We start from the raw sequence: 12,402 nt of genomic DNA, 5'->3' as shown, positions 1-12,402 counted from the left end.
TTCAACCGGATGCCCGCCTCAACACCCGGCCACCGCCCCGCATTCCCGGGCGCGGGTCAGGAGGAGCGGGGCCGCCAGTCGCCGCGGTCCAGGTCGAGGTCCTCGGGCGTGTGCAGGCGCACCATCGTGCGGCCCACGCCCGGCGGCACCCGGTGCGGCGTCAGGAACGACACGGCCACCATCACCACGAACGCGATCGGCACCGTCCACGCCGCCGGCTGGGCGAGCAGCGCGTTCGCGAGCCCCTCGTACGGGCCGCCGACGATCGTGACGAGCACCGCCGCGCAGGCCAGCCCGCCGCCCACGAACAGTCCCGCGAGCGCCCCCGCGGTGCTGAGCCGCCGCCACCAGATGCCGAGCACCAGCAGTGGGCAGAACGACGACGCGGCCACCGCGAACGCCAGCCCCACCACGTCCGCCACCGGCAGCGCCCGGGCCTGCAGCGCCAGCCCGAGGGGCACGGCGACCGCCATGAGCGTCGCGATCCGGAACGAGCGGACCCCGCCCTTGAGCAGGTCCTGCGCGATGACCCCGGCCACCGACACGGTCAGGCCGGAGGAGGTGGACAGGAACGCGGCGAACGCCCCGGCCGTGACCAGCGCGGTCAGCAGCTCGCCGAGCGTGCCGCCGACCATCCGGCCGGGCAGGGTGAGCACGACGGCGTCGGTGCGGACCAGGTCCGGCGCGTACAGCCGGCCGAGCCAGCCGTACAGGGCGGGCAGCAGGTAGAAGGCGCCGAGCAGCGACAGCACGACGAGCGTGGTGCGGCGCGCGGCCCGCCCGTCGGGGTTGGTGTAGAAGCGCACGAGCACGTGGGGCAGGCCCATGGTGCCGAGGAACGTGGCCAGGATCAGCGAGTACGTCGAGTACAGCGCGTACTCCTTACCGCCGGCCAGCGGCACCTGCCAGGTGGCGGCGTCCTGCGGGCTCAGCCCGGGCCCGCCGCCGGCCCGCCACGCCATGAGCAGGAACACCAGCGGCACTGCCAGCGCCGTCAGCTTCAGCCAGTACTGGAACGCCTGCACGAACGTGATCGACCGCATGCCGCCGGACAGCACGTTGACCGCGACGACCACCGCCACGAGCAGCCCGCCCGCCCAGTGCGGCGCCCCCGTGATCTCCCTCAGCACCAGGCCGGCGCTCTGGAACTGCGGCATCAGGTACAGCCAGCCGATGAGCACGACGAGCACGCTCGCGGCGCGGCGCACGGTCATCGACTCCAGCCGCGCCTCGGCGAAGTCCGGCAGCGTGTACGCCCCCGAACGGCGCAGCGGGGCCGACACCAGCACCAGCAGCACCAGGTAGCCGCCCGTCCAGCCCACCGGCAGCCACAGCATGTCGGCGCCGAACGACAGGATCAGCCCGGCCACCCCCAGGAAGGAGGCGGCCGACAGGTACTCGCCGCCGATGGCGGAGGCGTTCCAGAGCGGGCTGACCGTGCGGGAGGCGACGTAGAAGTCGGAGGTGGTGCGCGAGACCCGGATGCCGAACGCGCCGATGAGCACCGCCGCCACGACGACGATCAGGACGGCGGTGAGGCTCACGGGCGTTCGACCAGGTCGGCGAAGTGGCGCTCGTTGCGCTCGGCCTGGCGCACGTACAGCCAGGCGCCGATCACGAACGCCGGGTAGATGAGGCCGGCCAGCACCGCCCACGGCAGCGGGACGCCGAGCAGCTCGGCCTCGCGCAGCCGCGGGATCAGCAGGAACAGCAGCGGCAGGCCGCACACCACGCAGCCCAGCACCGTGCAGACGAACATCGCCAGCCGGAACTGGGTGCGCAGCAGCGAGCGCATGTAGACCTCGCCGAGGTGGGTCTGCTCGTCGATCTCCCGGGTCGCCGGGTAGCGGGGACGGCGCGCGGCGGCGGTCCGCGGGCTGGTCACGGCCACCCGCCGCGGCGGCTCGTCCGGGGGCCTCTGTGCGCGGCGGCTCATCCGGGGCATCCTCTGCGGGCGCGATGACTCATCGGGGGCATCCTCTGCGGGCGCGGTGGCTCATTCGGGGCGTCCTCTCCGCGCGCGGCGGACGAGCAGGTCGCGCAGCTCGCGCGTGTGGCGGCGGCTGACCGGGATCTCCGTCTCCCCCACCCGGACCGTGCAGCGGCCCGAGTCGATGTGCAGCTCCTCGATGTGCTTGACCGCCACCAGGTGGCTGCGGTGCACGCGGACGAACCCCGCCGAGGCCCAGCGCTCCTCCAGCGTGGCCAGCGGGATGCGCACCAGATGGCTGCCGGTGGGCGTGTGCAGGCGGGCGTAGTCGCCGTGCGCCTCCACGTAGACGACGTCGGCGCTGGAGACGAACCGCGTCACGCCGCCCAGCTCGACCGGGATCGTGTCGGACTCGCCGCCCTCGACCGGCACCTCCGCCGAGACCGCGACCCGCCGGATCGCCTCGGCCAGCCGCTCCGGGCGCACCGGCTTGAGCAGGTAGTCCTCCGCCTTGATCTCGAACGCCTCGATGGCGTGCTCCTCGTACGCGGTGACGAACACCACGCGCGGCGGGTTGGCGAAGCGCGACAGCAGCCGGCCCAGCACGACGCCGTCGAGCCCGCGCATCCGGATGTCGAGGAACACCGCGTCGATCGGGCGGCCCTCGGCGATGGCGCGGTCCAGCAGCCGCAGGGCCGCGGCGCCGTCACGGGCGGTCGCCACCTCGCCGATGCGGGGGTCGGCGCGCAGCAGGTACGACAGGTCCTCCAGAGCGGGCAGCTCGTCGTCGACCGCGAGGACCCTGAGTTGCGCCATAGACATGGATGAAACCGACATCCAGCGGCGCGGTCAACGGGCCGAGACGCCCGGGTGATACTTCGGCAACCTCACGTTGACCTTCGTGCCCGCTCCCTCGCCGGTCTCCACGACCAGCCCGTACTCGTCCCCGTAGACCTGGCGCAGCCGCTCGTCCACGTTGGCCAGCCCGACGCCGCCCGACGGGGCGATCTCACCGGCGAGGATGCGGCGCAGCCGGTCGGGTTCCATGCCGAGGCCGTCGTCCTCGACGCTGATGCGGCACTCGGCGCCGCCGTCCTCGGCCACGATGACGATGCGGCCGACTCCGTTGCGGCTCTCCAGGCCGTGGCGGACGGCGTTCTCGACGAGCGGCTGCAGGCACAGGAACGGCACGGCCACGGGCAGCACCTCGGGGGCGATGCGCAGGGTCACCTGGAGCTGGTCGCCGAACCGGGCGCGTTCCAGGGTGAGGTAGCGGTCGATGGAGCGCAGCTCCTCGGCCAGCGTGGTGAACTCGCCGTGCCGCCGGAAGGAGTAGCGGGTGAAGTCGGCGAACTCCAGCAGCAGCTCGCGCGCCCGTTCCGGGTCGGTGCGGACGAACGAGGCGATGGTGGTCAGCGAGTTGTAGATGAAGTGCGGCGAGATCTGCGCGCGCAGCGCCCGCACCTCGGCCTCCATGAGCAGCGTGCGCGAGCGGTCCAGCTCGGCCAGCTCCAGCTGCGAGTCGACCCAGCCGGCCACCTCCTGGGCGGCCTTGACCAGGCCCGCCGAGGCGTGCGGGCCGTAGGCGGCCAGCGTGCCGACGACCCGGTCGTCGGTGGTGAGCGGCACGACGACGGCGTGCCGGACAGGGCACTCCAGCAGGTCGCAGTCCACGGCCAGCACCTGCGTCCGGCCGTCCTTCAGCGTCGCCCGCGCCTGCTCGAACGCCTGCCCGGCGTGGTGCTCGCCCGCGCCGTCGTACACCAGCAGCCGCTCGCCGTCGGTGATGGCGAGCGCGGAGGAGCCGAGCAGCGCCCGCAGGTGCCGCGAGGCCCGCTCGGCGCCGTCGGCGGTCAGGCCCGCCCGCAGCGGCGGGCCGGCGAGGGAGGCGGTGTGCAGGGTCTCGAACGTGGCCCGCTCGGCCGGGCTGGTGCCCAGCTCCCGGCGGCCGCGCATGACCCGCCAGAGGACGAGCGCGGGCACGCCCACGAGCCCGGCCGCCACGGCGACGGCGACGAGGTACTCCACACCGCGCGAGCCTACTCGGCGGCTCCGGCGGCCTGTCCCGCGGCGAGCGCCCCGGCGACGGCGGCGGCGTACGCGCGGGCCTCGTCGTCGGAGTCGTACTTCGTGCGCGGCCAGAAGAAGCCGCGCAGGCCGTCCTTGCGGTTGCGCGGCACCACGTGGACGTGCAGGTGCGGCACGCTCTGGCTGACGTGGTTGTTCATCGCGACGAACGTGCCGGCGGCCTCCATGGCCTCCTCCACGGCGCGGGCGAGGGCCTGGACCCGCGCGAAGAACGGCCCCACGTCGGCGGCGGGCAGGTCGGCGAGCGTCTCGACGTGCCGCCGGGGCACCACCAGCACGTGGCCCTTGAACAGCGGCCGCGCGTCGAGGAACGAGACGGCCACCGCGTCGGAGTGGACGACGAACGCGGGCCGTCGCCCGGCGACGATCTCGCAGAACAGGTCGGTGCTCACCGGCCGACCCTACCCGCCGGCCCGGCTCCCGCGGGGATCGCCGGCGCGGGAGCGGTCGCCGGCACGGCCTGGGTCCCCGGCGCGGTCGCGGAAGGCGGTCCAGCTCGTCATGTTCGGCGCCGACCAGGTCTCGGGCGCGCGCAGGAACCGCTCCCCGGCGAAGCCGGCCAGCCACTCGGGCACCTCGCTCACCTTGCCGCCCCGGCAGTGGTAGACCAGCGCCCCCTCCCGCTGCCCCATCGCCATCCACGGCAGCCACGGCGACACCCGGCACCACGAGAAGTGGCTCGGCACGTCGGGGGCGCCCGTGTCCAGGTCGGCGGCGCGGGAGAAGAACTGGAACAGCTCCATCGCCCGGTACGTGTCGCCCGCCGAGTGGCCGGGGAAGTCGGCGACCGGCAGCGGCGACGGGTAGGCCAGGCGCACGTCCACGTGGTGGACGACCTGGTCGCCGACCCGGGTGAACGGCACGGGCCGGTCGCCGAGCGGCTGGTTGACCGGGTCGTTGAAGACGTGCATCACCTCGACGGCCTCGCCGGTGAACGGGTTGTCCCAGGTGGTGAGGGGCTCCCGGGTGACCGGGTCGAGGTAGGCGGCGGCCTCGCGGGTCAGCAGCCGCCAGCCGCCGCTGTCGTCGCGCTCGGCGCGGGCCACGTTGAGCCCCTCGAAGCCGAACAGGTGGTGCGGGCCGTCGTCGCGCCGCCAGCCGTACACGTCGCCGGTCCACCACGAGATGGTCTCGGCGCCGTCCGCCGCGGCGCGCACCCGTACGAAGTCCCTGCCGTAGTCCATCCCCGCAGCCTGCCCGACCCGAATCGTTTCGATCAAGGATCGATCTTGGACGCCTCCCGCGTCCCGGCTCAGCGCGGGGACACGGTCAGGTCGAAGATCGCCTCGCCGGACCGCAGGCGGCTCTCCTCGGTCGGGGGCGTGGTCGCGCCGCCGCAGCGCCAGCAGTCGTGCAGCCTGATGGTGGTGGCGCCGGGCCGTTTGGCGTTGAAGACGAAGTAGGTGACGCCCTGCGCGTCCTCGCGCCGCGCCTCCTTGCTGATGAACGAGGCGACCGTGGCGTCCGGCAGCGCCTCCAGGGTCCAGCTGTCGCCCGCGGACCGGTTGTCGGGCACGGCCAGCGAGAACCGCTGGCCGGGGTGCAGTTCGACCGGGACGGTGGCGCCCTTGGCGCCCTTGACGACCACGCCGAGATCGCTGACCGCCGCCCCGCCGCCACATCCGGCGGTCACGGCGGCGATCAGCAGCACGGACGCGATGCCTGCTCGCCGACGCCTCACTCAGGCAGATTATCGGGCTCCGGCGCGTCGCGCGGCTCGGCGTACGGCTCGCGATCCGCGGGTCTTCCCTCCGCGATGGCGCGCTCCCTCATCAGCTCGGCGTCGAGCTCCGCGCCGAACAGCAGCGCCATGTTCGACAGCCACAGCCAGATGAGGAACACCACGACCGCGGCGAGGGTGCCGTACGTCTTGTTGTAGGAGCCGAAGTGGCTCGCGTACAGGGCGAACCCGGCCGAGACGATCACCCAGAGGACGACCGCCAGCAGCCCGCCGGGGCTGATCCAGCGCACGCCCGGCTGGCGCACGTTGGGCGCCGCCCAGTAGAGCACCATGATCAGGCCGGCCGCGATCAGCGCCAGGACGGGCCACTTCGCGATGTTCCAGGTGGTCACCACCACGTCGCCCACTCCCAGGGCCCGGCCCGCCACGTCGGCGAGGCGGCCGGTGAGCGTCACGGCGATCGCGCCGACCGCGAGCAGCACGGTCACGAGGACGGTCAGGCCGATCCGCAGCGGGGTCGTCTTCCAGAACGGCCGGCCCTCCTCGATGTCGTAGATGGCGTTGCAGGCCCGGATGAAGGCCGCGATGTACCCGGAGGCCGACCACAGGGCGACGGCCAGGCCGACGAGGGCGAACACGCTCGCTGACCCGACCCGCTGCACGCCCGCGACACCCTGCTGGAGCAGGTCGCGCACCTCCGCGGGGGCCAGCACCGCGAGGTGCCCGACGATCACCGCCGTGTCGTCCCGGCCGAGCAGCCCGAACAGCGACACCAGCACGATCATCGCCGGGAAGATCGACAGCACCGCGTAGTAGGTGAGGGCGGCGGCGAGGTCCTGGACGTTGTCGTCCTTGAACTCGATGAACGTGCGCTTCAGCACGCTCCACCAGGCCCTGCGCGGGAAGTCGGCGGGGCGCTCGGGGACGCCCCGCCGGTCCTGTTGTTCCGTGACGCCCACCTGTGCCCGACGCTCCCGCTGTTCCTCGCCGCCCGTCTGTGCCCGGTGGGCCTCCTCCTCCTTGCCGCTCACCTGCGCCTGGTGCGCCTCATGGCGCGGCGCAGCACGAACACGGCGACCGTGCCGGCGGCGGCCAGCACGACCAGCGCGGGCCGCCTGCGGGCCCGCTCGCCGACCTTGCCGGCCACGTCCTTGACCTGGTCGGGCGTCACCTCACGGACCTTGCCCGTGACCGTGCCCGCCATCGCGCCGGCCTTGTGCGAGACCGTGCCCGCGACCTCGCCCGCCTTGTGCGAGACCGTGCCCGCGACCTCACCCGCCTTGTGCGAGACCGCGCCGGCCATCTCGCCGGCCCTGGCCTTGGCGCTGCCGGCCATCTCACCGGCGCGGTGCTTCACGTCCGCCTTGTGCGCCAGCTCGGCCACGGTCTGGCCCAGCTGCCCGCGGGTCTCCTCGATGCGTCTGCGCACTTGATCCTCCTCGTCGTCCTCGCCACCGCCGTGACGCGCCGGCCGCGCCTCGCGCGCGTGTCCGGCACCGGCCCCCCGGCCCACGTCCGCGGCGGTGCCCGCGCCCGGCCCGGCCCCGTGCCTGGCCTCGGCCGTCACCTGCTGGGGGCCCTGGGAGCGGGCCTCACCCTCGCGTTCCTCCACAGCCGCCGTGCGGTCGTCCCGCACCAAGGGTTCGGGGTCGAACCTCTCGTGCTCGGTCCGGTCCGCCTCGGCTTTGAGCGCGTTCTCCGCCGCGCCCGCCCGGGTCTGGGGCACGTTGATCGACTCCTCGTCGGTCGGCATGCCCACGGTCACCCTGTGGGCACCGACGTTCCCGGCGTGCTGCTCGCTGTATCCGGGGTCCGTCTCGCTCATCGCCGCACCTTCCCCTTGACCACGTCGATGTCGGTCTTCACGCTCTCGATGGCCTCGCTGGGCACCGGAGGCGTGGCCCGTTCCACTTGTCTCTTACCGATCAGGCCGACGACGGCCGCGATGACGAACAGCGCGCCCGCCACCACCGCGGTGGCCGCCCATGCCGGCATGACCAGCGCCAGGAGCAGCGCGACCGCGGCGACCAGCGTCGCGCCGCCGAGGAACGCGAGCATGCCCGCGGCGCCGAACAGGCCCGCGCCGAACCCCGCGTGCCTGCCCTTCTCGGTCAGTTCCAGCCGGGCCAGCCGCAGCTCGTCCTTGACGAGCCGGGTGACCTGATCGGACAGGTCGTTGACCAGTCTGTGGGTCTCGTTCACGTCGTCGCCTCCTCTGACGAGGAAGGCGCCTACCCATCGAATCGCCCTTCTATCACGGGGCTGCCGCCACGCCGCGGACGACGGCACAGCTCAGCGCGGGGCCGCGGAGGATCTACGGCGGCCCCGCCGTCCCGACGGGCGGTCAGCGCTCGGCCACGGTCCGCGACCGGTGCTGCCCGGCCGCGGCCTCGCGGGGCGTCAGCGCTTGGCCGCGGCCTTCAGAAGGTGGCCGAGGAGGGACACGACCGGCGACTCGGGAACCTCGCACCAGCCCGCCGGGCGCTTCGGCTCGCTCCACGGCGACGGGAGCTCGCACGAGGGGGCCTGCGGCCCGGGCCGCTCGCACCACGATCCTGGAGGGTTCATGATTTCACTGTACAACTCGGGCCTCGTCGCGACGTAAGCAGTCGCTTACGATCGCGGGGGCGCCTCGGTCCGGGCGAGCGCGGTCCAGCCGTGTTCCAGGAGGTCGAAGGCCCGGTTGACGGCTTCGCGGGGATCGGCGCAGGCGTAGGCCGCGCGGGGAGCTTCGAGGGCGAAGTGGGCCAGGGCGGCGCAGGCGGGGTCGTCCGCGGCCAGGCCGCTCTCCTCGGCGATGGCCCGGGCGAGTGCGGCGGTGTGGCGCAGCCACATGTTCTGCGCGTAGTCGCGCAGCGCGGGGGTGCCGGCCACCAGGTCGGTGAAGGCGGCGAAGCGGGCGTCGCCGCCGGCGGTGGCGAGCCGTCTGGTCAGGGCGTGCTCGCGCAGCGCGGCGGGGACGGACTGGCCCTCGGGCCGCTCGCGGACGGCGGCGAGCAGGCGGGCCTCCTGCTCGGAGTCCTCGTCGAAGACGAGGGCTTCCTTCACCGGGAAGTGCTTGAACAGCGTGGTGGTGGACACGTCGGCGGCGTCCGCGATCTCGCGGATGCCGACCGCGTCGTATCCGCGCTCCAGGAACAGCCGCAGTGCGGCGTCGGCGATGGCCTGGCGGGTGGCGGCCTTCTTGCGCTCGCGGCGTCCCACCGGCGCGGGCGAGGGATCTGGGGCGGCGTCGGTCGTCGTGCTGGGCATACCGGAACCCTACCTCCCTCGGTTGACCGAGTCCAAAAGTTGGGTTGTTGCACTTATTGAGTTGGTGTGTTTTTCTTGGGCGGCGCTTCCGAGGCGCCACCCGGCCGCACGGAATGAACGGAGCACCACCATGAAGACCACCGCGACGCCCCGCATCGCCATCGTCGGAGCCGGCCCGGGCGGCCTGACCTGCGCCCGCATCCTCCAGCGGCACGGCATCGCCGCCGCCGTCTACGAGAGCGACGCCGGCCCCGCCGCCCGCGATCAGGGCGGCACCCTCGACCTGCACGCCGACAACGGCCAGATCGCCCTGCGCGAAGCCGGCCTCCTGGAGGAGTTCTTCCGGCTGGCCCGGCCCGAGGGCCAGGAGATGCGCCAGATGGACCCGGCCGGCACGATCCTCCACCACCACGTCCCCGAACAGGACGAGCGGTTCAAACCGGAGATCGACCGCGGCCTGCTGCGCGAGCTGCTGCTCGACTCGCTCCAGCCCGGCACCGTGCGCTGGGGCCACACCCTGCGGACCATCGACAGGCCCGCCGAAGGCCCCCGGCGGCTGCACTTCACCGACGGCACCACCGTCGAAGCCGACCTCGTCGTCGGCGCCGACGGCGCCTGGTCCACGGTCCGCCGCGCCGTCTCCCGGGCCACCCCCCGCCACACCGGCATCGGCTTCCTGGAAGCCTGGTTCCACGACGTCACCACCCGGCACCCCGACATCGCCGACCTCGTCGGCCAGGGCAGCGCCGCCGCGGCCGACGGCGACCGTGGCCTGTTCGCCCAGCGCAACGGCGGCGACCACATCCGCGTCTACATCATCCAGCGCGTCCCGGCCGACTGGATCACCGCCGGCGGTCTCACCCCCCAGGCCACCGACGGCATCCGCGCCCTCCTCCTGGAGCGCTACCGCGACTGGTCACCCCGCCTGCGCCGGCTCATCACCGACAACGACGGTCCCTACGTCGACCGCCCGATCTTCGCCCTGCCGGTCCCCCACACCTGGGAGCACGACCCCACGGTCACCCTGCTCGGCGACGCCGCCCACCTCATGCCCCCGCTCGGCGTCGGCGTCAACCTCGCCATGCTGGACGCCTGCGAACTGGCCCTGGCCATCGCCCGCCACGACACCCTCGGCGCAGCCGTCCACGCCTACGAGCAGACCATGCTTCCCCGCTCCACGGAGACGGCCCGGCTCCTCGACGGCGCCGCCGACGGACTGCTGTCCACCGAGCTGCCCGACTTCGCCACCGCCGACGGCCCCTGACCGGCGGGCTCCGGCGTACCGTGGGCGCGCGGGCAGGCGTTCAGGCGAGGCCGGCTCGCCGGGCGACGGCTTCGACGTGGCCGGCGAGCAGGTCGAGCAGGTCGGCCGGTCGCGGGTCGTCGGCCCGCAGGTGGGCGAGGGCGGTCAGGGCCGTCAGCGCCACGTCCAGGAGCTCGTTCTCAAGCTCCTGGCGGGTCGCGGAGCGGCCCTTGCGGGGGTTCTGGCCCGTGACCCCGACGAGCGCGCTGATCGCTTCGCCGGCCTCCTCGGCGACCTTGGCGACCCTGCCCCACAGCAGCGCCTCGGGGTCACGGTGGAGGTTGTCCGGCGACTGGTCGATCCAGGAGGACAGCGCGTGGATGAGCGCGTTGGTCCGGTCGGGTTCCATCGAGCGGCACTCTACCGGCGGGGGGCGCGGAGACGACGATCACGGAGTGCGTCGAGACCCCGTACGGGACGCCTGATCCCCCGGCTCCGCCGGGGGATCAGGCGGCGCGGCCGGCCTTGAGCGCGGCGGCGGTCTCGGCGACGCGGCGGCCCTGGTGACGGGCCGCCTCCAGGGTCACCTCGCCGGGCGCACCGTCGCCGGCCACGTGCGAGGTTCCGTACGGGTTGCCGGTCCGGAACTGGACGGGGTCGGTGTAGCCGGGCGGCACGATGACGCCGCCCCAGTGGTAGAAGGTGTTGCCCAGGGCCAGGATGGTGGACTCCTGCCCGCCGTGGGCGGTGTTGGAGGCGGTGAAGGCCGAGTACACCTTGTCGGCGAGCTTCCCCTGGAACCACAGGGGGCCGGTGGTGTCGATGAACGCCCGCAGTTGGCCGGCCGGGTTGCCGAAACGGGTCGGTGCGCCGAACAGCACGGCGTCGGCCCAGGCCAGGTCGTCCAGGGTGGCCTCGGCGACGCCGGCGGTGTCCTGGAGGTGCCGGCCCCACTCCGGCCTGGAGCCGATCGCCTCCGGCGGGGCGGTCTCGGCGACCTTGCGCAGCCGCACGTGCGCGCCGGCCTTCTCCGCGCCCTCGGCGACGGCCTGGGCCAGGGTGTGTACGGTGCCGGTGGCGCTGTAGTAGATGACCGCGACGTTCACGGTTCGCATGCTCGCTCTCCCTGTTGTCTCACCTGGGTTCACCGGTACGACGACGCAGCCCCCCGGAATGTGAGGCGAGGTCCCGCGCGACGTCGAGCAGGCCGTTCAGGAGAGGGACCCGGCGCTCGGTGCGGTCGTCGGTCGCGACGACGGCCACGCTCAGGTCCAGGGCGGGCACGCGGGCGTGCAGGGCGCGCAGGCCCGGCCAGCCTCCGCCGTGCCGGTAGACGCGGTACCCGGCGTGCGACCGGACGCCGGCGCCCCAGGCGTAGTCGATCGGCGTTCCGTCATCGAGGCGTCCAGGGGTCTGCATGAGCTCCGAGACGCCGAACGTGTCGGCGTTGAGCGCCTGTCCCCATCGCAGCAGGTCGCCGAGGGTCGTCCACACCCCTCCGTCGCCCAGGGACAGCGGCGCGGGACGAGGCCGGGCGAGCGGCGCGGCCCCTGGCGGCATGGGGCCGGGGCCTGCCCAGTAGCGGGTGTCCGCCATCGCCGGCGGGGCGAACAGGTGGCGCCGGGCGAAGGCGGGCAGCGGCATGTCCGCCGCCCGTTCCACCACCGCGGCCAGGCAGACGTATCCGGCGTTGGAGTAGAGGTACCCGGCGCCCGGCCGGCGGTCCAGGGCGGGGAAGCGGGTGAGCGCCCGGATGACGCCGGCGGTGGTCCGGTCGGCATCGCCGGCGATGAGGGCGTCGACCTCGGCGTCGGTGGGCAGGGCCGCCGTGTGATGGACGAGATGCCGGAGCCGGACGGCGCCGGCCCACGCGGGCAGCTCGGGCAGCCAGGGCGACAGGGGCGACTCCATGTCCAGCACGCCGTCCCGGACGAGCAGCGCCGCGCAGGCCGCGGTCATCTGCTTCGACAGCGACGCCGCGTAGACGAGTGTCGTGGCGGTCATGGGTTCACCGGTGAAGGTCAGCCCTTGGGCCAGGAGGAGGGGCGGCGCGCCGCGCCGCCGTATCCCGGCGACGAGCGGCTCGTCCTCGCGGTAGCCGATTGCGGAGACGAGGGCTGACATTCGCCGGTGAAACGGGGACATGAGATGATCTTTCCCTGAACGAGCTCCTGATGGGCGACCGCGGGTCCGGACAAGGGCGCCCCG

16 protein-coding genes are annotated in these 12,402 nt (G+C 73.7%); 1 reads left to right on the top strand and 15 read right to left on the bottom strand.

From position 1 onward, the window contains the following. Positions 1 to 56 precede the first annotated feature (56 nt). The 12 genes from HT134_RS41440 to HT134_RS41385 form a co-directional block, all read right to left on the bottom strand. Positions 57 to 1,544 carry a sodium/solute symporter gene (locus tag HT134_RS41440; RefSeq protein WP_175605985.1) on the bottom strand — a complete coding sequence of 496 codons (1,488 nt, stop codon included), beginning with the start codon at positions 1,542 to 1,544 and terminating at the stop codon, positions 57 to 59. Then, a complete protein-coding gene (locus HT134_RS41435; protein ID WP_175595272.1) occupies positions 1,541 to 1,936 on the bottom strand; it encodes a hypothetical protein in 396 nt (131 codons plus the stop codon). Before HT134_RS41435 ends, HT134_RS41440 begins: the two co-directional genes overlap by 4 nt. Before the next feature lie 60 nt (positions 1,937 to 1,996). Beyond that, positions 1,997 to 2,746: a LytR/AlgR family response regulator transcription factor gene (locus HT134_RS41430; RefSeq protein WP_175595273.1), complete on the bottom strand. Its 750-nt coding sequence runs from the start codon at positions 2,744 to 2,746 to the stop codon at positions 1,997 to 1,999. A gap of 33 nt (positions 2,747 to 2,779) precedes the next feature. Beyond that, entirely contained in the window at positions 2,780 to 3,958 is a 1,179-nt protein-coding gene (locus tag HT134_RS41425) for a sensor histidine kinase (RefSeq protein ID WP_312888831.1), read from the bottom strand. 11 nt (positions 3,959 to 3,969) lie between these two features. Further along, positions 3,970 to 4,410, bottom strand: a complete 441-nt coding sequence (locus HT134_RS41420) for an HIT family protein (RefSeq protein WP_175605984.1) — start codon at positions 4,408 to 4,410, stop codon at positions 3,970 to 3,972. 9 nt (positions 4,411 to 4,419) lie between these two features. Beyond that, positions 4,420 to 5,238: a DUF1838 family protein gene (locus tag HT134_RS41415; RefSeq protein ID WP_217708993.1), complete on the bottom strand. Its 819-nt coding sequence runs from the start codon at positions 5,236 to 5,238 to the stop codon at positions 4,420 to 4,422. 32 nt (positions 5,239 to 5,270) lie between these two features. Next, the gene (locus HT134_RS41410) at positions 5,271 to 5,699 is read right to left on the bottom strand and encodes a protease inhibitor I42 family protein (RefSeq protein ID WP_175605983.1); all 429 of its coding nucleotides are present in this window, start codon (positions 5,697 to 5,699) and stop codon (positions 5,271 to 5,273) included. Then, the gene (locus HT134_RS41405) at positions 5,696 to 6,730 is read right to left on the bottom strand and encodes a YihY/virulence factor BrkB family protein (RefSeq protein ID WP_175605982.1); all 1,035 of its coding nucleotides are present in this window, start codon (positions 6,728 to 6,730) and stop codon (positions 5,696 to 5,698) included. Before HT134_RS41405 ends, HT134_RS41410 begins: the two co-directional genes overlap by 4 nt. After that, entirely contained in the window at positions 6,727 to 7,524 is a 798-nt protein-coding gene (locus HT134_RS41400; protein ID WP_175605981.1) for a DUF3618 domain-containing protein, read from the bottom strand. Before HT134_RS41400 ends, HT134_RS41405 begins: the two co-directional genes overlap by 4 nt. Further along, on the bottom strand, positions 7,521 to 7,901 hold the full coding sequence (locus tag HT134_RS41395) for a phage holin family protein (protein ID WP_175605980.1): 381 nt from the start codon (positions 7,899 to 7,901) through the stop codon (positions 7,521 to 7,523). Before HT134_RS41395 ends, HT134_RS41400 begins: the two co-directional genes overlap by 4 nt. A 198-nt stretch (positions 7,902 to 8,099) precedes the next feature. Continuing rightward, positions 8,100 to 8,267, bottom strand: a complete 168-nt coding sequence (locus HT134_RS41390; RefSeq protein WP_175605979.1) for a hypothetical protein — start codon at positions 8,265 to 8,267, stop codon at positions 8,100 to 8,102. 45 nt (positions 8,268 to 8,312) lie between these two features. Further along, positions 8,313 to 8,951: a TetR/AcrR family transcriptional regulator gene (locus HT134_RS41385; RefSeq protein WP_175605978.1), complete on the bottom strand. Its 639-nt coding sequence runs from the start codon at positions 8,949 to 8,951 to the stop codon at positions 8,313 to 8,315. Between the two features lie 130 nt (positions 8,952 to 9,081). Here HT134_RS41385 and HT134_RS41380 point away from each other — a divergent pair, with 130 nt between their 5' ends. Continuing rightward, positions 9,082 to 10,215 (top strand): FAD-dependent oxidoreductase, encoded by a 1,134-nt coding sequence (locus HT134_RS41380; protein ID WP_175605977.1) that lies wholly within the window; start codon positions 9,082 to 9,084, stop codon positions 10,213 to 10,215. A 40-nt stretch (positions 10,216 to 10,255) separates the two neighbouring features. On the opposite strand, the gene HT134_RS41375 is transcribed toward HT134_RS41380, so the two are convergent. The 3 genes from HT134_RS41375 to HT134_RS41365 form a co-directional block, all read right to left on the bottom strand. Beyond that, positions 10,256 to 10,603: a MazG-like family protein gene (locus tag HT134_RS41375; protein ID WP_175605976.1), complete on the bottom strand. Its 348-nt coding sequence runs from the start codon at positions 10,601 to 10,603 to the stop codon at positions 10,256 to 10,258. A gap of 97 nt (positions 10,604 to 10,700) precedes the next feature. Then, positions 10,701 to 11,309: an NAD(P)H:quinone oxidoreductase gene (gene wrbA, locus HT134_RS41370; RefSeq protein WP_175605975.1), complete on the bottom strand. Its 609-nt coding sequence runs from the start codon at positions 11,307 to 11,309 to the stop codon at positions 10,701 to 10,703. Positions 11,310 to 11,328: 19 nt separating this feature from the next. Next, positions 11,329 to 12,318: a serine hydrolase domain-containing protein gene (locus HT134_RS41365; RefSeq protein ID WP_175605974.1), complete on the bottom strand. Its 990-nt coding sequence runs from the start codon at positions 12,316 to 12,318 to the stop codon at positions 11,329 to 11,331. Positions 12,319 to 12,402: the final 84 nt, after the last annotated feature.

The organism is Nonomuraea rhodomycinica (assembly GCF_013363995.1).
Taxonomy (GTDB): domain Bacteria; phylum Actinomycetota; class Actinomycetes; order Streptosporangiales; family Streptosporangiaceae; genus Nonomuraea; species Nonomuraea rhodomycinica.
The sequence above is the reverse complement of the archived record's forward strand: the minus strand, read 5'-3'. Positions and strand labels throughout refer to the sequence as shown.